This window comes from Oxalobacter vibrioformis, from assembly GCF_027118995.1.
Taxonomy (GTDB): Bacteria; Pseudomonadota; Gammaproteobacteria; order Burkholderiales; family Burkholderiaceae_D; genus Oxalobacter; species Oxalobacter vibrioformis.
The window spans coordinates 599,868-621,873 of record NZ_CP098242.1; the positions used below are offsets into that span (position 1 = coordinate 599,868).

Here is a 22,006-nt window from a genome sequence, read left to right on the forward strand (position 1 = left end):
AAACCAGCTGCGCCATACATGAAAGCGTCTGAATTACTTATTCATCACTCTTGGTCTTCATGACCTTCTTGCCACGATAATAGCCATTCGGGCTGACCTGGTGGCGACGATGCTTTTCACCGGATGTCGGCTCAATCGACAGATTGGGCGCCGTGAGCGCATCGTGTGAACGATGCATACCACGTTTTGATGGTGATTTTTTATTTTGCTGGACTGCCATAATTACTCCTGATTCAAAATTTCGGAAATTCTAACACATTCGTGTATCCATATTGCGGAAATTCGGCTTCCCGTTTTCCGCTGATGTTCTTCAGTTCTTTTTATTCCCGTCCGTTTTCAGGTTTTTGAGAACCGCAAAGGGCGATTCCCGTTTTTCCCCAAAAACAAGGCGGCTGGTATCCGGACAGATATCATGCCGCGGTGACAATGGTATTGTCAGGAGCACTTCATCTTCCACCAGAACCAGAATATCGATTTTTTCACCCCCGACGATAACCTCCGTCGGATCATCATCGTCCAGCGCATCTTCAATTTCGTCCGCGGCTTCCTCGCTGCCAGCCAGAATAATGGCAGCTCTGGAATCCAGATCAAAAGAAAAAGCCTCCAGACAACGCTGGCATATCAGATCAATACGGCCTTTTACCGTCAAATCAAGCTGGGAATGGCCGGACGGGCTTATTCTTCCTGTCACTGCCCATTGCAACTCACCGGATTTGCTGGCACAAACTACCGAAAGACGCTCCAGATCCGCAACCTTTACCCTGCCTTCACGCTGCTGGTTTTTTCGGCAGAACTCGCCCGGATCATCAAGAACAGCATCCATATATTAGATTGGGTGTAAAACCTGCGATAATAGCAATTATATCCCTTTGTAGTCAAAGAATTAGTCTCTTTTTTGTTATTTTTTTATTTTTTATGCCTGCAACCCCTTCTCCCCGCCTGATTCTGGCATCCGGTTCCATCTATAGGCGTGAGTTGCTTGATCGCCTGTGCCTGCCGTTTGATGTCGTTGTTCCGGACATTGATGAGGCGTCTCATCCATCAGAATTACCCCAGGAAACGGCACTGAGACTGGCTCTTGAAAAAGCAGCCGCTGTCGGAAAAAAGCATCCGGGTTCCATCGTGATCGGATCAGACCAGGTCGCAACACTGGATAACCGGCAAATCGGCAAACCCGGCACACATGACAACGCCATGCAGCAGCTCATGACCATGCGGGGACGATGTGTTATTTTTCACACGGCGCTCTGTGTCTGGGATGGACGACAGCCGCAACCGGAGAAAACCGCACAAACCGCTAATGTGCAGACTGCCGTGACATTTCGTGATTTACCCGAAGCCGAATTTGAAGCCTATCTGCAAAAAGAACAACCCTATGATTGTGCCGGCAGCGCCAGAAACGAGGCACTGGGAATCATCCTGCTTGAAAAAATTGAAAGTACGGATCCAACCGCGCTGACAGGACTCCCGCTGATTGCACTGACAAGCATGCTGCGCCATTGCGGCATCACTTTTTTTCCGGAAAATCCGTCTGCATGAAACCCGGCACACTTTATCTGATCCCTGTCTCCCTTGGCGCATCTGAAAAAGAAGGTGATACACTGGCGCACATTATTCCCGCACAGGTCAAGGAAATCACCGCCGGGCTTGCCTACTTTATTGCAGAAAACGCCAAATCAGCACGTGCCCATTTAAAAGAAGTTGCCAAAACGCGGGAACTCAACCGGCCAATCCAGCAGATCCGGATTGCCGAACTCAACGTGCGCACCGGAAAAGAATCACTGCCAGCGCTTTTGGAGCCCATTCTTGCTGGTGAGGATGGCGGCCTGATTTCCGAAGCAGGTGTTCCCGCGGTTGCCGATCCGGGTGCTGACCTGGTTGAAATGGCTCACCGGGCAGGCATTCCGGTCAAACCGCTTGTTGGTCCTTCATCCATATTGCTGGCCCTGATGGGAAGCGGGCTTAATGGACAAAGCTTTGCCTTCAACGGCTACCTTCCCACCAATCCGACAGACCGGGCAAAACAGATCCGGGCAATGGAAAACCGATCCCGCCAGGATAGACAAACCCAGATTTTTATTGAAACCCCTTACCGCAACCAGGCACTGCTTGAAGCGCTGTGTGACAATTGCAGGGGAGATACCCGCGTGTGTGTTGCAACCGATCTGACCCTGCCGACAGAATCCATTGAAACGCTTTCAGCCAGCCAGTGGAAAAAAAGAATTGCCGGGAAAAACATGCCGGATATCCAGAAAAAACCCAGTATTTTTCTTTTACTGGCAGCCTGACTACAGGCTGGCTACAACCGAAGGGTCAATCATCATCGCGGTTCTTTACGGGCAGCTTGCCCTGGCCTGTCGACATATCATAATGAGCCGAAGCATCCTGTTTCAGCAAAGACAAGAGGCCCGGCATCATCTCTTCAAGATCTTCCCGCAGTTTCCATGGCGGGTTAATAATAAACAGACCGCTGCCATACAGCCCGAAACCATTTGCGGCAGGCTTGCTGACAGTCAGTGTCACCTCAAGCCACTCCTTTACCGGCAGACGTTTCAACTGCTCAGGGAAACGGCGCGCCTCCGGTCTCTGGACAATGGGATACCACACCATATAAATGCCCCCGGCAAACCGTTTGACCGCATCAGCAAGCATGGCTGTCACATGGCGATAGTCCTGCCTGTCTTCATAAGGGGGATCAATCAGAACAACGGCTCGTCTTGATGGCGGGGGCAACAGGCCTTTTAAAGCAGCAAACCCGTCCCGCTTTTCAATCATGACCCGCTTGCCGCGCCCACTGCTCTTCTGGCCATTGGCAGCCGCATGGGCCGCCATCCGGGCAACATTTTCGGACAAAATCCGGTTTTCTGTCGAATGCAATTCAAAAAGACGAAGCCTGTCCTGGCTCCTCAATATTTTTTCAGCGAAACAGGGAGATCCGGGATAACGGCGTAAAACCCCATCAGGATTGAGTTCCCGGATGAGCGTCATGTACGCCTGCAATTGGGGCGGCAAATCATTTTGGCTCCATAATCTGCCAATACCTGACTCAAACTCCCTGTTTTTCTGCGCCTCTGCCCTGTTAAGCGCATACATGCCCGCACCGGCGTGGGTATCAATATAAAAAACCCCTGCCTCTTTCTGGCAGACATACTGTAAAATCGCAAGCAAAACGGCATGCTTGAGAACATCTGCATGATTTCCTGCATGAAAGGCATGCCGGTAACTGAACATGGTGAATCCCTGTAAAAATAACTGTCCGTCATCTTAACCCGGAATACGGCAGGAATTAAAAAAGTTCGAGAAACAGTCTTGCTGCGGCCGACAATCGCTTTCCTGAACGCCAGATAATGGCAGAAGACGATTGCAGATTGCAATCCGCTATGGCCATGCGGTGAAAATCCTCCGGCGGCCGGATGGACAGCGCCGATTCGGGCAGGATGGCAATACCCAGTTGCCGGTCCACCAGTGAAAGCAATGCGGAAACCTGGTCACTTTCACAGAAAATATTGGGTGCCAAATCTGCCTGACGCATGGCATCAAGCACCATATCATGGCTGCGCGCCCCATCCTGGCGATGCATCAGAATCAGCGGCGCCTCCGACAGTTCCTTCAGGGTAATCACATCCTGATCCATCCACTTTTCATCCTGTGCATGGGCAACAGCCACCCACGCCTCTGTCAGAAGCGGAATGGATTCATAGGCACCCGCAGGAATTGGCAGCCTGACAATGCCGAATTCAATCACATGCGCATCCAGAAGCTCCAGAATCCGGTAGGTGTTTCCTCCCCGCCAGTTAAAACGCACATGCGGATATTTTTCACTGAAAATCTTGATGCGGTCCGGAATATAAAGGCCGCCCATGGCAGGCAGACCGCCAAGTGAGAGCACACCATGAATGCCATGTTCCATATTGCGGATTTCTTCGGCTGTCGTGCCGATCAGATCCAGAATCTGTGTCGCCCGATGATAAAACGTGTGTCCGATCTGCGTGAGTCTCAAATGCCGGGTATTTCTCTCAACCAGTTTGACACCCAGCTCTTCCTCAAGGAGTTTTAACTGCAGACTTAAAGGCGGCTGGGAAATATGGAGGCGTTCCGCTGCCCGGCTGATATTTCCCTCTTCGGCAATGGCACAGAAATAACGGAGCTGTTTTAAATCCATATATATTTAAAATGTATAAATAACAAATAAAAAAAGTATTTTTAATATATATCGAAAATCGATACACTGCAATCAGGGTATTTCAACTTTACAAACTGACCAGGGAGAAAATCATGAAAATCTGTATTTATGGAGCAGGTGCCATTGGCGGATACATGGCAGTGCAATTGGCAGAGGCCGGCGCAGATGTCTGTGCCATTGCCAGGGGTGAACATCTCAAGGCCATGCAGAAAAACGGTTTGACGCTTCTGATCGATGGCAAAGAAAAAAATGTCAACATCCCTGCCAGCGATAACCCGGCCGATTTTGGTCCCCAGGATTATGTGATCTGCGCGCTCAAGGCACACCAGTCCCATGAAAATGCCAAAAAATTTGCGCCGCTGCTCGGACCTGATACAGCCATGGTTACCGCGATGAACGGCATTCCCTGGTGGTATTTTTACAAGGAAGGCAGCCAGTTTGAAGGCCGCCATCTGGAATCCGTCGACCCGGGCGGCATGCAGTGGAAACATATCGGTCCACAACGAGCAATTGGCTGTGTTGTCGATCCGGCAACAGAAGTCATTGCTCCGGGGGTGATTGAACACCATGAATTCAACCGTTTCATTATTGGCGAGCCTGATGGCAGTCAATCCGAACGGATAACCAGACTGGCTGATATTTTCAAAAAGGCCGGATTTGATGCCCCCATCCGGGATGCCATTCGCTGGAATGTCTGGTTAAAGCTCTGGGGTAATGTCTGTTTCAATCCGATCAGTGCCCTGACACATACGACGCTTGACCGGATTACCCAGGGGCCCCTTCGCGAACTGTGTATCAAGGCCATGACTGAAACCCGGGCGGTGACTGGCTCACTCGGCGTTAATATCCCTGAGGAAATGATGATACGCCGTCTGGATGTTGCCGGAACTGCCGTAGGACACAAAATGTCCATGCTGCAGGATATCGAGCGCCATCGTTCACTCGAAATTGACGCGCTGGTCACAGCAGTGCAGGAACTGGGGCGGCTTACCGGTGTACCCACACCGACAGTGGATGTTCTGCTGATACTGGTGCAGGAGCTGGGACGCAAAGAAGGACTTTATGAGTGAGTGACTGTAAAACCACACTCACAAGGAGACAGTGCTATGGACTATACGACAATCAGACACAACTTTGAAAATCACGGATTTTCCACCCGGTTTTTCCCTACCGCAGAAGAAGCCAGGGATTATCTGGTCAAGACGCTGGAACGTCAGACGATCGGTTTTGGCGGAAGCGTGACATTGCGTGACCTGGGACTGTTTGAAGCCCTGCAGGAAAAAAATGCGGTGGTATGGCACAACAAGGTCAAGGTGGAATCCCATGACATCAGGCGCATGGCAAACACGGCCAGTGTCTATATCACCAGTGTGAATGCCCTGGCGGAAACAGGACAGATCGTCAACATCGACGGCACCGGCAACCGGATTTCCATGACCGCTTTTGGTCCGCGATCCTGCTATTACGTGGTGGGCAAAAACAAGATCATGCCAACGCTGACAGATGCCATGGACCGGGCGCCTTATGGCATGCAGTCAGAAATCATTTTTGTCGATCAGGACCTGGGGCTGTAGTCAGCCATCACATCCATTTAAGGAAAAAGGAATTTCGGGAAGTGAGGAAAACCAGCCGCTGTTAGTGACAGCATCACTTCCTGAAGAATTATCATGAAAAGCATTATCGATTCTGCAAAGAACTGGACCCTGCCGATGGCGATCGTTATTGGTACCGCCGGCTTTCCTGTTCTGGGTTATTTTTCTTTTCTGCTGCCCTGGTTTATTTTCGGGATGTTGCTCCTGACTTTTTGCCGCATTCCGTTGAGTGAAATACGCTTTACTGCCATGCATTTCTGGCTGCTGGCGCTTCAGCTTGGCGGGAGCATACTGGCTTATTTCCTGATCAGCCCGTTTAATATCCTTCTGGCTGAAGCCGCCATGGTCTGCATCATTGCGCCAACAGGAACGGCTGCTGCCGTTATTACCCGAAAGCTGGGAGGCAGCGCGGCAAGCCTCACCAGTTTTTCGATTCTCTCCAATCTGGGCGTCGCGGTTGCGGTCCCGCTTCTTTTCCCGCTGGTTCATCCGGGCGACGGCGATATCGGATTTTTGGCTACCTTTTTTACCATCCTGCAGAAAGTATTTCCTCTTGTGATCCTGCCTTTTATCCTTGCCATGTTTCTCCGCCGTTTTACACCGGTGCTGAATGAAAAGCTGAGCAACCTGCAGGAATGGGCGTTTTATATGTGGTCGATCGCCCTGATGATTGTGGTCGCAAAAACCGTCAATTCACTCGTTCATGATCCGGCAGGCGGCATAACCGCCATCTGGCTGGGCCTGATTGCCATGAGCGCTTCCGGTCTTCAATTCTTTATCGGAAAACAGCTGGGCCGGTTTTATAACGAACGCATCACAGCAGGACAGGCATTGGGACAGAAAAACGCCATTTTAGGCGTCTGGATGGCCGATACCTACCTGACACCAATAGTTTCGATTGCCGTCAGCGCCCAGCTTGTCTCGCAGAATCTCTTCAATGCCTGGCAACTCTGGATGGCAAGAAGAGCAGAAGAAAAGAAAGCACACAGCAAAGAAGCCCGGCACCTGGTTTCCGGCTGATGTGCCACGTATCCTGAATCCCGACAAAGGAGAATAACCATGCAAACCGATAGCATTGAACAAATCTACTTCAGTCCCTCAGGCACAACCAAGGCGGTTGTCGATGAGTTAAGCAAGGCTTTTTTTGGACAGAAAAACGAATTCAATCTGATGTGGGACCCGCTGGATGAAGAGACGGTTATTCCATCCAATACGCTTGCAATTGTCGCCATGCCGGTTTTCTCCGGACGGATTCCGGATCTCTGCGCGCAAAAACTCGCCCATCTGAAAGGGAAAAATACCCCTGCCATCGCCGTAGTGACGTATGGCAATGAAGAATATGATGATGCCCTGCTCGAACTGAAAACCATCCTCGAAGGAAACGGGTTTGTCCTTTTGGCCGCAGGAGCGGTTGTGACCCAACACTCGATGTTTCCCATCGTTGGAACAGACCGGCCTGACACGCAGGATAAACGAGCGCTGACAACCTTTGCGAGACAGTGTTCTCAAAAACTCCGGGCATTTCCGGAAAAACCGCTTCCGGCAATTGAAGTCAAGGGCAATTTCCCTTACCGGGAATATGAGATCCCCACACTTAAGCCAACGGTAAATGACAATTGCACGCTTTGTGGAATTTGTGCTTCGGTATGCCCTGTTGCGGCAATCCCGCCGGATAATCCGAAAACGAAAGATTATGATCTGTGCATCGGCTGTACAGCCTGTATTGCCGTATGCCCGGAGAAAGCGCAGGGGTTCCATATGCCTGAATACACGGAATTCAGCACCAAGTTTGCCGAGATGAACAGCGAACGCAAAGAACCCGAATTTTTTATGTAAGGCATTACCTGACGATAACGCAATCATCACATCTGGATCAGGTATCAAGGACGAAATAACCCCGGAAAGGAGATCAGGACATGGACTACGAGACTATAAGAAAGAACTTTGAAAGTCATGGGTTCTCAACACAGTTTTTTGCAACAAACGAAGAAGCCAAAGCTTATCTGGCTGAGACCGTTCAGAGAACAACTATCGGGTTCGGCAGCAGCATGACATTACAGGAATTGGGGCTGTATGAAGCACTGGAGAAAAAAAACACTATCGCATGGCACATGAAAACCCCTTCAATGTATGTCAGGCGTCTTGCAAGTCATGCCAACGTGTATATCACGAGCGTGAATGCGGTAACTGAAACGGGCGAAATTGTGAATATTGACCGGATCGGAAATCGTGTCGCCATGACGGCCTTCGGCCCGAGAAACTGTTACTACATCGTGGGCAAAAACAAGATCACGAAAAATGTGGCCGAAGCCCTCCATCGAGCCAAGCATGTGGCCGGGCCCAAAAACGCCCAGCGCGTCAAGTCCGAAACACCTTGTGCCGTATTGGGTGACAAATGCTATGACTGCAATGTGCCAGGAAGAATCTGCCGCATGACGATGATTACCGAGCGGGCACCTTATGGCATGCAATCGGAAGTTATTTTTATTGATCAGGACCTGGGACTGTAACTCGTTCTGACAATACCTAGCAGAAGTTTGCGCTTCGGCTTTCCTGATTGCCGGCAAGCCGAAGCAACACAAAACGGGAAATAAGCGACATCCCGGAATTTTTACTGTTTGTGTAGTCGTATCAGAACAGATCGACAGATCCGGAAACCGGCTCGCGCTTCAGACGGTTTGCATAATCCTGTTCGCGGTTGGCAATCGTATTGTTGTTCAGGCGGCGCAGCTTCTTGACCAGCACCCTGCCTGTTCGGGGAAAAAAGTAGACTTTTCGTGGATAGACATCTTCAAGATCTTCAGCAACGACCCTGATCCGTTCCGTTTTCAGGTAGTCACGCACAAACTGGGCATTGCGCTCTCCCACATTGATGGTACTGAAACTGCTCAGCACATGCCCCCCGCCAAATACCTTTGCTTCGAGGTTTTCCCGGCGGGCACCGGCCTTGAGAAGGTCATTGACCAGCACCTCCATCGCATAGGTACCATAGCGCATTGAAGCAGAAAGCAGTCCATCACCATCATTACCGCCATCAGGAAGCATGAAGTGATTCATCCCCCCCACACCACTGATGCGATCCCGGATACAGGCAGACACGCAGGAACCCAGTACCGTGACAATCACCATGTCCTTCGGGGTGAAGAAGTATTCTCCCGGGAGAATCTTTGCGGCATCAATATCAAATGATCGATCGTAATAAATATTGGTCGCAAACTGATTTTCTGCAGTTGTACTCATGTATCGGCGCTTTTCTCCGTATTCTCTACCGGCCTTCCGCTGGCACCAGCGGAAGGCGATGACAGTTTATAGACGGTTTTTCCGGCCAGTTTGAAATCATTGGTCACATAAGTGAAATTCTCGGAATGCCCGGCAAACAGAAGGCCGTCCGGCTTCATCAGTGGAGCAAATCGGGAAAGAATTTTTCCCTGTGTCGGCTTGTCAAAATAAATCATGACATTCCGGCAAAAAATCGCATCAAACGGTCCTCTTATCGGCCAGTTATTTTCAAGCAGATTCACCTGGCGGTAAGTGATCAGATCACGCAGTTCCTGGCGTGCACGTACCATTCCCGCCTGCTTGCCCTTGCCGTTTAAGAAAAACTTCTTCAGACGATCCTGCGCCATTTTTTCAACTTTGTCGCTGGTATAAACCCCGTTTGCTGCTGTTTTCAGTACGTTTGTATCAATATCTGTTGCAATAATCTGCACCGGGGGCTTTAATGAATTGAAAGCTTCACACAGGATAATGGCAATGGAATAGGGTTCTTCACCGGTTGAACTTGCGGAACACCATACGGTGAAAAGTCCATCTCCCCGTTTTTTCCGCGCATGTTCAGCCAGAATCGGGAAATGCTGTGACTCGCGGAAAAACGAAGTCAGGTTAGTTGTCAGCGCATTGGTAAATGACTCCCACTCATTTTCCATCTTGCCGCCTTCAAGCCGATCAAGATAAGTGCCAAAATCCTTGTAACCCGTTGCACGCAACCGCCGCGCGATCCGACTGTAAACCATTTCTTCCTTGCTGTCAGCCAGGGTAATGCCTGCGCGCTTGTATATCAGCGAACGGATACGTCTGAAATCACCGGTCGTGAAATCAAATTCTTTTGGTGTACGCAGGTTATTGCTGCTGTCTTCTTTCGTCATTTCTTGTCAGTCTCTTAATCAGCTCAGGAATCTGTCTCATAACAAAAATATTTTTCGACAGGCTTTACACTTATTGTACGGCTTTTTCCAAAATATTGCCTAACGCCAACTTTTTAACATCTTAACCTGTTTCTCAGGAATTGGTTAAAAGTTGCTCATTTATTTTCTTTAAAATAAAAATAAAGGCAGATATTTGTGGTTATAACCCGTTAAAATGAAGCCTTGGGCGGCACGAACCATGTTATGCCAGAGCGCTTTCAGAAAAAAACGCACAATTTGCCGCCATGCCCTGAAAAATATTCGGCCAATTACCCTTTTTTCTTTATAAGCATATATCGATGAGAGACAGTCAGTGGCTCACAGCTATTCTACAGACATCATTTGATGAAATTTACGTCATTGATGCCCAGACATCACGCATTATTCATGCCAGTGAGTCAGCCTGTGCCAATCTGCAAAGACCATTTGAGGAATTGCGGGGCCTGCCCTTTCCTGCTCTGGCGGCATCATCGGCAGAAACACAGCTTGAGCGTCGCCTGCGATCATTAAACAGACAAACACGCAACAAGGAAAAAGACAAGGAGCCAGTGAGTTTCAGCGCGGTTCTGGTCAGAAAAAACGGAACGGCTTATCCCATTCTTTTTCGTCTGCAAAAATGTGAAATTAATCAGATATCCGCCATCATCGCCGTTGGGCAACCACAAAGCGCCTCAAAAAAAGGGGATGAAGAAACCGGCCCCGTCTCCAATCCTTTCAAAACCAGCGATATCCCCTCAGATATCAACACGCCCTGGCTGGTTTACCAGATCATCCGGAAAAATGATGGGAGCGTGTCCTTTCCCCACCTGAGCGGCGGATGCGAAAATCTTCTGGGTATCACCCAGGACCAGCTTCACACCAATCCGGACCTTTTCCTTTCGCTGGTTCTCCCGCAGGATCGCGATTCGTATATTGAATCCATGACCGATTCCGCCATTTATATGAAAAGCTGGAACTGGGAAGGCCGGATCTGGGTGGACTCCATCAAGGAAATCCGCTGGATCAACCTGCTGGCAGCTCCCCACCAGCTTGATAATGGCCGTGTGCAATGGGAAGGTATCATGACGAACATCACCCAGAGCAAACAGGAAGAAATGGAGATCAAGCTCTCCAAAAACCGGCTTGCCGAACTGTCTGCACACGTTGAAGAAGTCAAGGAGCAGGAACGAACGCAAATATCACGTGAAATACATGATGACCTGGGCGGCAACCTGACGGCCATCAAAATGGCACTGGCACTGCTTGCAAAACGCCTTCCCCACAATCAGCCGGAGCTGGCTGAAAAAGCAGAATATGTGGACCAATTGGTGGACAGGACCATTGAAGCCGCCCACCGTATTGCCAGCAACATGCGTCCGAGTATTCTGGATATCGGCATTGTGGCTGCATTGGAATGGCAGGCGGATGAATTCTCCCGCCAGTCAGGCATCCTTTGCAAATTTGAATCAACAGCTCCGGATATACAGTTGCAACCGGCACAATCCACTGCATTTTTCCGCATTGCACAGGAAGCCCTGACCAATATTGCACGGCACGCTGAAGCCAGCCGAGTATCCATCCAACTGACCGCCAGCAAGGCGCATGTTCAGCTTAAAATTATCGATAACGGAAAAGGCATCACGGTGGCCGATCGCATGAAACCGCAATCCTTCGGCATTCGTGGCATGATAGAGCGGGCGCACTCGCTGGGAGGAAAACTGTCTTTCGATTCGGTCCCCAAAAAAAGGAATGCCATTACTGTCGTGATACCGTTTACCGACATGCTGTTTGATTCAGAAATAAGCCTGCCGGTGAAAAACTGAGTATATTTTTTCTATCGACCTTTTGACGGGAATACCGTGAACGAAAAAAACTCCATCCGCGTCATGATCGTTGATGATCATGCCATTGTCCGGGAAGGATTAAAACAGATTCTCGCGGATACGGATGATATCGTTGTCACAGCCGAAGGAGAAAACGGGCTGGAAGCAATCAGGCTGTCCAGAACAGAAAAAGGCGATATCATGCTGTTGGACATCACCATGCCCGATAAAAACGGCATTGAAGTCCTGAAACAGATTCACAAGGAAAAACCCGAGCTTGCCATCCTGATGCTGTCAATGCACCGCGAAGACCAGTATGCCATCCGTTCTCTCAAAGCCGGTGCGGTAGGATACCTTAACAAACAGAGTGCGCCGAATGAACTGGTCAAGGCGATACGGCAGGTTGCATCAGGAAACAAATACATCAGCCCTGTTTTAGCCCAGGAACTGGCCCGCCATGTGACAGAAGACACGCAAAAAGCGCCGCATGAATCCCTGTCAGACCGGGAATTCCAGACGCTGATGATGATAGCCGGCGGCAAATCCGTATCGGATATCGCAACCGAGCTTTCCCTGTCAGTCAAAACCGTCAGCGAATACCGCTCCCGTATCCTGTCAAAAATGAGCCTGAAAAACAATGCCGAACTGATGCATTACGCCATACGGCACAAGCTGGTTACGGAATGACCCTTCGTTTTTCTTCATCATGCCCTCCGTGATAGCGGGGCTGTATGCAAATGGAGACAAAAACATTCATCATTCCTTCAAAACATGAAATAATGTATTTTGCCCATGTGTGGATGAAAAGAAACTTTATCCCCGTTCATGACAAGTTCGGACGGCTGCCCCCTGAATCGTAAAAAAATGAACAAGAAAGCACCGCCACAATCAGAAAAATCCATTGCGGATATTGCCAGAGAGGCTTTTCGTCTGCTTGGCTCAAGACGTGCTGCCCCGACTCCCGACGCCTATAAGACAGCCTTTTATGAGGTTGCAGGAATCGAATCGCCCAAAGAAACGCCAGCCATAAAGAAACCGGCAGAAAAGAAGAAGGAAAACGATCAGAAATACACCGAAGCCACTGCGGTCCTGGAGGATTTTGCACAGCGACTGATCCGGCTGCATGATGAAATTGCCGACTGTGGGCACCATCTCCTGATGGCCATACAGGAAAAAGATTTTAAAAAATACGAAAAAACACTGGGTGATCTGGCTGAAAAATATCTGAAACCGGTTTCCAGAGGAACACCGCTTGTTGACCAGGAGCCGGCAAAAAATATCACCTATGAATTGCGGGAGCTTTTGGTCAGGACGCTTTCCTTCGGTTTGGCCACCCTTTTGCATGACGCCCCTGAACTCGCCAATGAAGCCGAAAACCTGGGAGAGGCATTAAAAACCGCCCAGGACGAAAAAGCGTTTGAAGGCATCAGCAAACGCTTAAATCAGCTTTGTTTCAAGGTTGAAATGAAAGGTGCCACCAGCGCGGAACAACAGGAACTGCTGCTGCGTCTTTTCCGGCTGTTACTCAATAACATCGGGGAGCTGCTGGAAGATGACAACTGGTTAAGGGGCCAGATTGACGTCATGCAGGAACTGATATCAGGCCCGGTCAGTTTCCGGGCACTGGAAGATACCGAGACGAATCTGAAAGAGGTCATCTACAAGCAGGGCCTCTTGAAGCATAGCCTGAATGAAGCCAAGGAAAGCATGAAACAGATGATGATCAGTTTCATAGAACGCCTGGGCTTCATGACAGAAAGCACAGGCAACTACCATGACCGTATCAAGGGGCTTTCTGAAAAAATCAGCAAAACCGATAATGTCATTGAGTTAAATTCCCTGCTGGAAACCATTATGTATGAAACCAACGCCATCCAGACGGATACGCTGGTTTCCCTCAATCAGATGCAGTCTACCCGCAAAAGGGTGGAAGAAGCCGAAACGCGTGTCAGAGACCTGGAAGGCCAACTGGAACAGATGAGTGAACTGGTTCGCGAAGACATGCTGACCGGCAGTCTCAACCGCCGTGGGCTGGAAGATGCGTTTGACCGCGAAATTGCCCGCGCGGAAAGACAGCAAACGCCGTTGTGTGTGGCAATGCTGGACCTGGATAACTTCAAGATACTCAATGATACCCATGGACACCTGGCCGGGGACGACGCACTGATACACCTGGTTCGTGTTGTCAAGCAGACACTGCGGCCGACTGATGTCATTGCGCGATATGGCGGCGAGGAATTTGTCATCCTTTTCCCGGAAACGCAGCTCAACGATGCCATATTCACCATGCAGCGACTGCAAAGAGAATTGACCAAGCATTTCTTTATGCACAACAACGAACGTATCCTGATTACGTTCAGCGCCGGTGTCGCCCTGCACAAGCCCAATGAGGACTGGGATACCGTCACTCACCGCGCAGACAAGGCAATGTATGCCGCAAAAAAATCCGGTAAAAACCGGGTGCTTGCTGCTGAATAACCTGCCGGCCAATACCGGCAGACCGAAAAAAAATTTCAGAACCCCCCCAAAACCGCAGATTTCTGCGAGAATGCGCTTTTTTTAGTAAATCCTTTCCGTCAGAAAAACCGGAAAAACAAAACCGTGCAGCCTGTCTGCCGATAATGGCAAAAAGCCGGCGTCAAACTGAACTGTCTACGCAGAGGGTACCCTGCATACGCAGTTCTTTTTTCATACCGACCTGACCCCATGAAGCGTAAGGAGAGATCACCAGAAAATTCTCCTGTTTTTTTGCACCCCCTATCACCTGGAGACCGCGATGAAATTCCGCTTTCCAATCGTCATCATTGACGAAGACTACCGTTCCGAAAACACCTCAGGACTTGGCATCCGGGCGCTGGCCAAAGCCATGGAAGATGAGGGTATGGAAGTGCTGGGTGTCACGAGCTATGGCGATCTTTCCCAATTCGCCCAGCAGCAGTCACGGGCATCTGCCTTCATTCTTTCGATTGATGACGAAGAATTCGGCGAAGGAACCGAAGCCGAAAGCAATGATGCCTTAAAGCCGCTTCGTGCTTTCGTTGAAGAAATCCGCTATAAGAATGCAGACATCCCGATTTATCTGTATGGTGAAACCCGCACCTCACGCCATATCCCCAATGACCTGCTGAGGGAACTGCACGGTTTTATCCATATGTTTGAGGATACGCCTGAATTTGTTGCGCGCCATATTATCCGGGAAGCCAAATCCTATCTGGACGGGCTGGCCCCGCCCTTTTTCCGTGCCCTCATGCACTATGCCCAGGATGGCTCTTATTCCTGGCACTGCCCGGGACACTCAGGTGGTGTGGCCTTTCTCAAATCACCGATAGGACAGATGTTCCATCAGTTTTTCGGCGAAAACATGTTGCGTGCCGATGTGTGCAATGCGGTGGAAGAACTGGGACAGCTCCTTGACCATACCGGTCCGGTTGCACAAAGTGAGCGCAATGCGGCGCGCATCTTTAATGCAGACCATTGCTACTTCGTCACAAACGGCACCTCCACTTCCAACAAGATCGTCTGGCACTCGACCATCGCCAGCGGTGATATTGTCGTGGTGGACCGCAATTGCCATAAATCCGTTCTGCATGCCATTATCATGACAGGCGCCATACCGGTTTTCCTGATGCCGACACGCAATCATTACGGCATCATCGGCCCGATTCCCAAAGAAGAATTCGAGCCGGAAAACATCCGGCGCAAGATCGAAGCCAATCCTTTTGCGCGCGATGCGCAGATCAGGAAGCCGCGCGTGCTGACGCTGACGCAGTCCACCTATGACGGCATCATCTATAACGTGGAAACGATCAAGGAAATGCTGGACGGCGAAATTGACACGCTTCATTTTGATGAGGCCTGGCTGCCACATGCCACTTTCCATGCGTTTTACAAGGATATGCATGCCATCGGGAAAGACTCGGCCCGCGCCAAAAAATCCATGATTTTTTCGACACAGTCGACACACAAACTGCTGGCCGGTCTCTCGCAGGCTTCGCAGATCCTGGTTCAAGAGTCAGAAACGGTCAAGCTGGACCAGGATGTCTTCAATGAAGCCTTCCTGATGCATACCTCCACTTCACCACAGTATGCCATCATTGCCTCCTGTGATGTGGCAGCTGCCATGATGGAACCCCCAGGCGGAACCGCCCTGGTTGAGGAATCCCTGCTCGAGGCACTGGATTTCAGACGTGCCATGAAAAAGGTTTCTCAGGAATTCGGTCAGGACTGGTGGTTTGAAGTCTGGGGCCCGGACAAATTTGCAGCAGATGATATTGGAGAGCGCGAAGACTGGCTACTTCGTGCAGAAGACAACTGGCACGGATTTGGTGATATTGCCCCCGGCTTTAATATGCTTGATCCCATCAAGGCAACGATCATCACTCCCGGTCTTTCACTGGATGGCGACTTCAAGGAAACCGGCATCCCGGCCTCTATTGTCAAAACCTATCTGGCCGAACATGGCGTGATTATCGAAAAATGCGGCCTGTATTCCTTTTTCATCATGTTTACCATTGGCATTACCAAGGGCCGCTGGAACACGCTGTTGACCGCATTGCAGCAATTCAAGGATGACTACGATAAAAATCAGCCCATCTGGCGGGTCCTGCCGGAATTTGCGGCAAGCTCACCACGGTACGAACGGCTGGGTCTGAAAGACCTTTGCCAGAGCATCCACGATTTTTACCGGGAATATGATGTCGCCCGTCTGACAACCGAAATGTATCTTTCCGATATGGTGCCGGCCATGAAACCGGCTGACGCTTTTGCCAGAATGGCACACCGGAAAATCGAGCGGGTGCCCATCGATGAGTTGGAAAGCAGGGTAACCGCCATTTTGCTGACACCCTATCCGCCGGGTATTCCCCTTCTCATCCCTGGAGAGCGTTTCAACAAAACGATTGTGGACTATCTCAAATGCACCCGGGATTTCAACGAAAAGTTCCCGGGATTTGAAACCGATGTTCACGGCCTGATATCGCGTGAAGTCGATGGCAAGCGCGGTTATTTTGTTGACTGTGTGATTGACTGAATAGCTGGCCTCATCAGCATCAAACTGATGAGGTCCCTTCCTCCTGCCGGGTATAGGCAACAATCAGGTTCTTGTGTCGGGGAAAGCTGTCAAGTAATTCTGCCCGCTTGCCCAGTTCAAAATCATCAAAATCAAAACCCGGCGCCACCGTGCATCCGACAAAAGAAAATGCGCAACCTTCCACAGGCCGGGCGCCAAACCAGTAGCCGGCCGGCACAACATACTGCACATATTCACCCGCTGTTATATCCTGCCCAAGGAGCACTTCGGTAAAGCGGCCTTCGGGCGAAATCATCACCAGATGTAAAGCGCCCCCGAGATAAAAATGCCACATCTCATCCTGCCGGATGCGGTGAAGCGCCGAAAAATCATTTTTTTCAAGCAGATACAAAATGGCCGTACAAACATTTCGGGCGGCCATGAAGCCTTCCGGCAGGCAATGAACCGGTATCACCTCGGATGACCGGTAGGTTTCGCGGTAAAACCCGCCTTCAGGATGAGGGGTTAACCGGTAATGTGAAATAATTTCTTCTGCTTTTTTTTCCTGATGATGCCAGATCATATGCTTTCCCTGGTTTTCCCTTATCCGGACAGCATACCGGATATCAGGCTGTATCAACATAACATGCCGTTATGCGTCTTTGGCAAAAAAACCGTTTTTCTGAACGCCGGTTTCTCCATGCACATATTCCGACAGTGTACGAACCTCACGGCTTTTGTTCGAATAGCGGCTGGTGCCGCCAGGCATATCTGCCGTTATCACCGCATTTGCCGGACTCCGGAATAACACGGTCGCAAAAATACAGACCGGAAGTGCAATAAATACGGCTGTTTTTCCCGCCTTCCGGCTTATACCCGAATATCTCATGATCATTTCCTTTCGTGAGTATAAAAGATCAATGTTTCGGAACCCGGCTGTCTTTTGAACAGCGTTTTCCGATACATTCAGGATACCGGCTGATTATTACAGGCGCGTGACAAGGCTGCATGTGATGACATGAGAAAAGGACCCGATGACATTGCGTCTTTGCCCTAATGAAAAACACGGGAAGGATGCATAATCCTTTTTCATCCCTCATAATATCTGCCTGTTTTCCCCCTCTGTTTCCAGGCATCACCATGAATCCATACTTGAACCGGCTGCAGTCTTATCCATTTGAAAAGCTGCGTCAGCTTTTTTCTGATACGGCGCCGAATACCTCCTGCCCGCACATCAATCTGGGTATTGGTGAACCCAGGCACCCGACACCCGCTTTTATCCGGCAGGCAATCTGCGACAATCTGGATGGACTTGCGGCTTACCCGGCCACCATCGGACAGGAAACCCTGAGACTGGCGATTGCCCACTGGTTAACACAACGTTATGACATTCCGATGCCCGATCATGCGACACAGATCATTCCAACGCTTGGTTCCCGGGAGGCACTCTTTTCGCTGGCACAGGCGGTGCTGGATCCGGCAGAGCATGGCATCGTTGTCTGCCCGAATCCGTTTTATCAGATATACGAAGGTGCTGCGCTGCTGGCCGGTGCAACCCCTTACTTTGTCAACGCCGACCCGAAGCGCAACTTCAATGGTGATTACGACAGTGTGCCAGAGGCCATCTGGGAAAAAACCCGGCTGCTTTATCTGTGCTCGCCAGCAAACCCGACAGGCGCGGTTCTGACGCTTTCGCAGTGGGAAAAACTGTTCGCGCTGTCAGACCGCTATGGCTTTATCATTGCCTCGGATGAGTGCTACTCTGAAATCTACTTCGGTGACAACGCGCCTTTGGGCGGGCTAAAAGCGGCACATCGCCTCGGCAGAACCGATTACCGGCGGCTGGTCATGCTCTCCAGCCTGTCCAAACGCTCCAACGTGCCGGGTATGCGATCCGGGTTTGCCGCAGGCGATGCGTCCATCCTGAAATCATTTCTCCTGTACCGGACCTATCATGGCAGCGCCATGAGCCTGACGGTGCAAAATGCCTCGATTGCTGCCTGGCAGGATGAAAATCATGTCAGGGAAAACCGTGCAAAGTACCAGGAAAAATTCGACAAGGCCACACCCTTGCTTCAGGAAGTGCTTGATGTTGCCCTGCCGGACGCCAGCTTTTATCTTTGGGCTGAGGTCTTCGAAAAAACGGGACTGACCGATACCGCATTTGCCAGAAAACTGTATGCGGATTGCCATGTGACTGTTTTGCCGGGAAGTTACCTTGCCCGGGAAGCACATGGCATCAATCCGGGCAGCAACCGTATCCGGATAGCACTGGTAGCCGAACAGGATGAATGCCTGGAAGCGATGAACCGCATCACAGACTTCGTCAGACGTTTATAATGACTTTTTTTGTAATAACCAGTAAACCCCATGACACAAGACCTGCAAAAAACCATTGAAGATGCCTGGAAAAACCGTATCAACCTGGCCGCTCTGTCATCTTCCACCGAAATCCGCGAAGCCATTAATGAAGTCATTACCCGCCTGGATCAGGGCAGTCTGCGTGTTGCCGAAAAACACAATGGCGAATGGATCGTGAATCAATGGACCAAGCAGGCTGTCCTGCTTTCTTTCCGGATGGAGGAAAACGTCTCCATGCCTGTCGGTGTATCCGGTGCGCATGCCATGCATTTTTATGACAAGGTTTCCAGCAAGTTTGCCACCTATACGAATGCGGATTTTGCCCGCGGAGGTTTCCGGGTGGTGCCTCCGGCTGTCGCGCGCCGAGGCAGCTTTATTGGCAGAAATGTGGTGATGATGCCGTCCTTCGTCAATATCGGCGCTTACGTGGACGAGGGCACCATGATCGACACCTGGGCTACTGTCGGCTCATGCGCGCAGATCGGCAAGCATGTGCATCTGTCAGGCGGTGTCGGTATAGGCGGTGTGCTGGAGCCCATGCAGGCCAATCCGACCATTATTGAGGACAACTGTTTTGTCGGTGCGCGCTCCGAGATTGTCGAAGGCGTGATTGTCGAAGAAAACAGCGTGATTTCAATGGGTGTCTATATCGGCCAGTCCACCCGCATTTATGATCGCGAAAATGACCGTATCCTCTATGGACGGGTGCCATCGGGGTCTGTCGTCGTCCCGGGCAACCTGCCGTCTGAAGATGGCAAATACAGCCTGTACTGCGCTGTCATTGTGAAACGGGTCGATGCGAAAACACGCGCCAAAACCGCGATTAATGATCTCTTGCGGGAGGCATAGAAAACCATGAGCACCACGCTGGAACTTGCCAAAAAACTGATTGCGCAGCCTTCTGTCACACCGGATGATCATGACTGCCAGAAACTGCTGGTTGAAGTGCTTGAACCGCTGGGTTTTACCTGTGAAACCATCATGTCCAATGGCGTGACCAATCTGTGGGCAAAACACGGGAACACCGCCCCGCTCGTTATCATGGCCGGACACACGGATGTGGTGCCATCCGGCCCGCTGGATAAGTGGGCTTCTGATCCTTTTTCTCCGACAGAACGCAACGGCAAACTGTACGGACGCGGTGCGGCGGATATGAAAGTACCGGTTGCAGCCATGGTTGTTGGCGCAAAAGAATTCATTGAGAAACACCCCGATTACACAGGTTCCATTGCTTTTCTGATCACCAGCGATGAGGAAGGGCCGGCAACAGACGGTACAATCCTTGTCTGCGACCTGTTGAAAAAACGCGGGGAAAAACCGGATTTCTGTATCGTTGGCGAACCAAGCTCCCTGCAGAAACAGGGTGACATTATCAAAAATGGCCGTCGCGGATCATTATCTGGCAGACTGACTGTCAAGGGTATTCAGGGACATATTGCCTATCCTGCTATCGCAAAAAACCCGATTCATTTGGCACTGCCTGCGCTGGCCGAACTGGCCATGGAAAAATGGGATAGCGGCAATGCGTATTACGATCCCACCTCCTGGCAAATCTCGAATATCCATGCGGGAACGGGAGCGTATAATGTGATTCCCTGCGAGGTAGTGATTGATTTTAACTTCCGTTTTTCTACCGAGAACACGGTAGACAGTCTGCAACAACGCGTTCAGTCCATTTTAGACAGGCATGCACTGGAATATGAATTGGACTGGAGCCTGTCCGGCCTGCCATTCCTTACGCCGGAAGGCACTTTATGTGAAGCGCTGTCTAAGGCCATTACCGATGAAACGGGTGTCATACCTCAACTGTCTACCACAGGGGGCACCTCGGACGGGCGCTTTATCGCGCAAATCTGCCCCCAGGTGGCAGAGTTCGGCCCACTGATGACAACGATTCACCAGATTGACGAACATGTGCCCATCGCCGACATCGAACCACTGAAAAATATTTATCGACGCACACTGGAAAACCTGCTTTTAAAATGAGTACTGCATCTCCCGCTTTTCATACCATTCGTGACATGCTGCGCCTGGCCGTGACACGATTCAACGAGGCCCGGCTTTTTTTCGGTCATGGCAACAGCAACGCTTTTGATGAAGCGGTTTACCTCATCTTAAAGAGCCTGTCCCTGCCGCTTGACACACTGGAACCTTTTCTGGATGCAAGACTGACACCGGAAGAAATCAGCCGCATCCGCAGGCTGATTGACCGGCGTGTTTCCGAGCGCATGCCGGCTGCCTATCTGACAACAGAAGCCTGGTTGCAGGGCTATCGCTTTTACGTGGATCAGCGCGTCATTATCCCGCGCTCATTTATCGCAGAACTGATCATGGAACAGTTTGCGCCATGGGTTGACGATCCTCAAACACCGCATGACATTCTTGAACTGTGTACCGGATCAGGCTGCCTTGCCATCATGATGGCAGATGCTTTCCCGCATGCGGTGATTGATGCCGTTGATCTTTCAACTGAGGCACTCGATGTTGCACGGATCAATGTGGCCGAATATGAAATGGCCGACAGGATCAACCTGATCCACTCTGACCTGTACCAGGCGATTGGGCAAAAAAAATACGATCTGATTGTCACCAACCCGCCTTATGTCAACAGCGCGTCCATGAAAAAGCTGCCGCCTGAATATCAGCATGAGCCGCAAATGGCACTGGCAGGCGGCGATGATGGTATGGATCTCGTCAGGAAAATCGTACGTGAAGCCGGACAGCATCTGAATGAAAAAGGCCTGTTGATTGTGGAAATCGGCAATGAAGCCGCACATGCCGAAGCCGCCTTCCCTGATCTGGCGCTGACCTGGATTTCTACCAGCGGTGGTGATGATCGCGTTTTTCTTGTTGAAGCCTCCCAATTGCGTTAACGC

Annotated in this window: 23 protein-coding genes; 15 read left to right on the forward strand and 8 right to left on the reverse strand. The window is 50.5% G+C overall.

All coding sequences use genetic code 11. The annotated features are described in order from the left end of the window. Positions 1-37: 37 nt before the first annotated feature. Positions 38-220, reverse strand: a complete 183-nt coding sequence (rpmF, locus tag NB640_RS03000) for a 50S ribosomal protein L32 (RefSeq protein WP_269309671.1) — start codon at positions 218-220, stop codon at positions 38-40. Between the two features lie 90 nt (positions 221-310). Continuing rightward, a complete protein-coding gene (locus NB640_RS03005) occupies positions 311-823 on the reverse strand; it encodes a YceD family protein (RefSeq protein WP_269309672.1) in 513 nt (170 codons plus the stop codon). Between the two features lie 92 nt (positions 824-915). Here NB640_RS03005 and NB640_RS03010 point away from each other — a divergent pair, with 92 nt between their 5' ends. Both NB640_RS03010 and NB640_RS03015 read left to right on the forward strand, forming a co-directional pair. Beyond that, positions 916-1,539: a Maf family nucleotide pyrophosphatase gene (locus tag NB640_RS03010; RefSeq protein ID WP_269309673.1), complete on the forward strand. Its 624-nt coding sequence runs from the start codon at positions 916-918 to the stop codon at positions 1,537-1,539. Then, positions 1,536-2,288 (forward strand): SAM-dependent methyltransferase, encoded by a 753-nt coding sequence (locus tag NB640_RS03015; RefSeq protein ID WP_269309674.1) that lies wholly within the window; start codon positions 1,536-1,538, stop codon positions 2,286-2,288. The genes NB640_RS03010 and NB640_RS03015 overlap by 4 nt, the downstream gene beginning before the upstream one ends. Positions 2,289-2,313: 25 nt before the next feature. On the opposite strand, the gene NB640_RS03020 is transcribed toward NB640_RS03015, so the two are convergent. Then, positions 2,314-3,231, reverse strand: coding sequence for a 23S rRNA (adenine(2030)-N(6))-methyltransferase RlmJ (locus NB640_RS03020; protein WP_269309675.1), 918 nt, complete (start codon positions 3,229-3,231; stop codon positions 2,314-2,316). A gap of 55 nt (positions 3,232-3,286) precedes the next feature. Continuing rightward, on the reverse strand, positions 3,287-4,162 hold the full coding sequence (locus NB640_RS03025; RefSeq protein ID WP_269309676.1) for a LysR family transcriptional regulator: 876 nt from the start codon (positions 4,160-4,162) through the stop codon (positions 3,287-3,289). A 113-nt stretch (positions 4,163-4,275) separates the two neighbouring features. Between NB640_RS03025 and NB640_RS03030 the strand changes: the two genes are divergently transcribed. The 5 genes from NB640_RS03030 to NB640_RS03050 all read left to right on the forward strand — a co-directional run bounded on the left by NB640_RS03030 (position 4,276) and on the right by NB640_RS03050 (position 8,285). Further along, positions 4,276-5,253: a 2-dehydropantoate 2-reductase gene (locus NB640_RS03030; protein WP_269309677.1), complete on the forward strand. Its 978-nt coding sequence runs from the start codon at positions 4,276-4,278 to the stop codon at positions 5,251-5,253. A 36-nt stretch (positions 5,254-5,289) separates the two neighbouring features. Beyond that, positions 5,290-5,757, forward strand: coding sequence for a lactate utilization protein (locus NB640_RS03035; RefSeq protein ID WP_269309678.1), 468 nt, complete (start codon positions 5,290-5,292; stop codon positions 5,755-5,757). Between the two features lie 93 nt (positions 5,758-5,850). Beyond that, positions 5,851-6,795, forward strand: coding sequence for a transporter (locus tag NB640_RS03040; RefSeq protein WP_269309679.1), 945 nt, complete (start codon positions 5,851-5,853; stop codon positions 6,793-6,795). A gap of 39 nt (positions 6,796-6,834) precedes the next feature. Next, the gene (locus NB640_RS03045; RefSeq protein ID WP_269309680.1) at positions 6,835-7,611 is read left to right on the forward strand and encodes an EFR1 family ferrodoxin; all 777 of its coding nucleotides are present in this window, start codon (positions 6,835-6,837) and stop codon (positions 7,609-7,611) included. A gap of 80 nt (positions 7,612-7,691) precedes the next feature. Continuing rightward, positions 7,692-8,285, forward strand: coding sequence for a lactate utilization protein (locus NB640_RS03050; RefSeq protein ID WP_269309681.1), 594 nt, complete (start codon positions 7,692-7,694; stop codon positions 8,283-8,285). Between the two features lie 121 nt (positions 8,286-8,406). Here NB640_RS03050 and cheD read toward each other — a convergent pair whose 3' ends face one another. Then, on the reverse strand, positions 8,407-9,015 hold the full coding sequence (gene cheD, locus NB640_RS03055) for a chemoreceptor glutamine deamidase CheD (RefSeq protein WP_269309683.1): 609 nt from the start codon (positions 9,013-9,015) through the stop codon (positions 8,407-8,409). After that, entirely contained in the window at positions 9,012-9,920 is a 909-nt protein-coding gene (locus NB640_RS03060) for a CheR family methyltransferase (protein WP_269309685.1), read from the reverse strand. The genes cheD and NB640_RS03060 overlap by 4 nt, the downstream gene beginning before the upstream one ends. Positions 9,921-10,258: 338 nt before the next feature. On the opposite strand from NB640_RS03060, the gene NB640_RS03065 reads away from it, so the two are divergent. The 4 genes from NB640_RS03065 (at position 10,259) to NB640_RS03080 (ending at position 16,790) form a co-directional block, all read left to right on the forward strand. Further along, positions 10,259-11,761 (forward strand): PAS domain-containing sensor histidine kinase, encoded by a 1,503-nt coding sequence (locus NB640_RS03065; RefSeq protein WP_269309686.1) that lies wholly within the window; start codon positions 10,259-10,261, stop codon positions 11,759-11,761. Positions 11,762-11,797: 36 nt separating this feature from the next. Continuing rightward, complete coding sequence (locus NB640_RS03070; protein ID WP_269309687.1) at positions 11,798-12,448, forward strand: response regulator; 651 nt, start codon at positions 11,798-11,800, stop codon at positions 12,446-12,448. 177 nt (positions 12,449-12,625) lie between these two features. Next, positions 12,626-14,239: a GGDEF domain-containing protein gene (locus tag NB640_RS03075; protein WP_269309688.1), complete on the forward strand. Its 1,614-nt coding sequence runs from the start codon at positions 12,626-12,628 to the stop codon at positions 14,237-14,239. A gap of 298 nt (positions 14,240-14,537) precedes the next feature. After that, complete coding sequence (locus NB640_RS03080) at positions 14,538-16,790, forward strand: arginine/lysine/ornithine decarboxylase (protein WP_269309689.1); 2,253 nt, start codon at positions 14,538-14,540, stop codon at positions 16,788-16,790. A 19-nt stretch (positions 16,791-16,809) separates the two neighbouring features. Here the strand turns inward: NB640_RS03080 and NB640_RS03085 are convergent, their stop codons facing one another. Both NB640_RS03085 and NB640_RS03090 read right to left on the reverse strand, forming a co-directional pair. Further along, positions 16,810-17,352: a cupin domain-containing protein gene (locus tag NB640_RS03085; RefSeq protein WP_269309690.1), complete on the reverse strand. Its 543-nt coding sequence runs from the start codon at positions 17,350-17,352 to the stop codon at positions 16,810-16,812. A gap of 69 nt (positions 17,353-17,421) precedes the next feature. Beyond that, positions 17,422-17,658 (reverse strand): hypothetical protein, encoded by a 237-nt coding sequence (locus NB640_RS03090; protein WP_269309692.1) that lies wholly within the window; start codon positions 17,656-17,658, stop codon positions 17,422-17,424. Positions 17,659-17,909: 251 nt separating this feature from the next. Here NB640_RS03090 and dapC point away from each other — a divergent pair, with 251 nt between their 5' ends. From dapC to prmB, 4 genes are read left to right on the forward strand one after another with little or no spacing between them, the layout of a single operon-like run. Beyond that, positions 17,910-19,109: a succinyldiaminopimelate transaminase gene (gene dapC, locus NB640_RS03095; protein ID WP_269309693.1), complete on the forward strand. Its 1,200-nt coding sequence runs from the start codon at positions 17,910-17,912 to the stop codon at positions 19,107-19,109. Positions 19,110-19,139: 30 nt separating this feature from the next. Continuing rightward, the gene (dapD, locus tag NB640_RS03100; protein WP_269309694.1) at positions 19,140-19,979 is read left to right on the forward strand and encodes a 2,3,4,5-tetrahydropyridine-2,6-dicarboxylate N-succinyltransferase; all 840 of its coding nucleotides are present in this window, start codon (positions 19,140-19,142) and stop codon (positions 19,977-19,979) included. 6 nt (positions 19,980-19,985) lie between these two features. After that, positions 19,986-21,116 carry a succinyl-diaminopimelate desuccinylase gene (gene dapE, locus NB640_RS03105; protein ID WP_269309695.1) on the forward strand — a complete coding sequence of 377 codons (1,131 nt, stop codon included), beginning with the start codon at positions 19,986-19,988 and terminating at the stop codon, positions 21,114-21,116. Next, positions 21,113-22,003: a 50S ribosomal protein L3 N(5)-glutamine methyltransferase gene (gene prmB, locus NB640_RS03110; protein ID WP_269309697.1), complete on the forward strand. Its 891-nt coding sequence runs from the start codon at positions 21,113-21,115 to the stop codon at positions 22,001-22,003. Before dapE ends, prmB begins: the two co-directional genes overlap by 4 nt. The last annotated feature ends 3 nt before the right edge of the window (positions 22,004-22,006 follow it).

Coding starts and splice junctions, on each gene's coding strand:
- NB640_RS03010 (WP_269309673.1), top strand. CDS start 916: ATGCCTGCAACCCCTTCTCCCCGCCTGATTCTGGCATCCGGTTCCATC.
- NB640_RS03045 (WP_269309680.1), top strand. CDS start 6,835: ATGCAAACCGATAGCATTGAACAAATCTACTTCAGTCCCTCAGGCACA.
- cheD (WP_269309683.1), bottom strand. CDS start 9,015: ATGAGTACAACTGCAGAAAATCAGTTTGCGACCAATATTTATTACGAT.
- dapC (WP_269309693.1), top strand. CDS start 17,910: ATGAATCCATACTTGAACCGGCTGCAGTCTTATCCATTTGAAAAGCTG.
- NB640_RS03080 (WP_269309689.1), top strand. CDS start 14,538: ATGAAATTCCGCTTTCCAATCGTCATCATTGACGAAGACTACCGTTCC.
- NB640_RS03065 (WP_269309686.1), top strand. CDS start 10,259: ATGAGAGACAGTCAGTGGCTCACAGCTATTCTACAGACATCATTTGAT.
- NB640_RS03085 (WP_269309690.1), bottom strand. CDS start 17,352: ATGATCTGGCATCATCAGGAAAAAAAAGCAGAAGAAATTATTTCACAT.
- NB640_RS03005 (WP_269309672.1), bottom strand. CDS start 823: ATGGATGCTGTTCTTGATGATCCGGGCGAGTTCTGCCGAAAAAACCAG.
- NB640_RS03025 (WP_269309676.1), bottom strand. CDS start 4,162: ATGGATTTAAAACAGCTCCGTTATTTCTGTGCCATTGCCGAAGAGGGA.
- NB640_RS03035 (WP_269309678.1), top strand. CDS start 5,290: ATGGACTATACGACAATCAGACACAACTTTGAAAATCACGGATTTTCC.
- rpmF (WP_269309671.1), bottom strand. CDS start 220: ATGGCAGTCCAGCAAAATAAAAAATCACCATCAAAACGTGGTATGCAT.
- NB640_RS03060 (WP_269309685.1), bottom strand. CDS start 9,920: ATGACGAAAGAAGACAGCAGCAATAACCTGCGTACACCAAAAGAATTT.
- NB640_RS03040 (WP_269309679.1), top strand. CDS start 5,851: ATGAAAAGCATTATCGATTCTGCAAAGAACTGGACCCTGCCGATGGCG.
- dapD (WP_269309694.1), top strand. CDS start 19,140: ATGACACAAGACCTGCAAAAAACCATTGAAGATGCCTGGAAAAACCGT.
- NB640_RS03020 (WP_269309675.1), bottom strand. CDS start 3,231: ATGTTCAGTTACCGGCATGCCTTTCATGCAGGAAATCATGCAGATGTT.
- NB640_RS03075 (WP_269309688.1), top strand. CDS start 12,626: ATGAACAAGAAAGCACCGCCACAATCAGAAAAATCCATTGCGGATATT.
- NB640_RS03030 (WP_269309677.1), top strand. CDS start 4,276: ATGAAAATCTGTATTTATGGAGCAGGTGCCATTGGCGGATACATGGCA.
- NB640_RS03090 (WP_269309692.1), bottom strand. CDS start 17,658: ATGAGATATTCGGGTATAAGCCGGAAGGCGGGAAAAACAGCCGTATTT.
- prmB (WP_269309697.1), top strand. CDS start 21,113: ATGAGTACTGCATCTCCCGCTTTTCATACCATTCGTGACATGCTGCGC.
- NB640_RS03015 (WP_269309674.1), top strand. CDS start 1,536: ATGAAACCCGGCACACTTTATCTGATCCCTGTCTCCCTTGGCGCATCT.
- dapE (WP_269309695.1), top strand. CDS start 19,986: ATGAGCACCACGCTGGAACTTGCCAAAAAACTGATTGCGCAGCCTTCT.
- NB640_RS03050 (WP_269309681.1), top strand. CDS start 7,692: ATGGACTACGAGACTATAAGAAAGAACTTTGAAAGTCATGGGTTCTCA.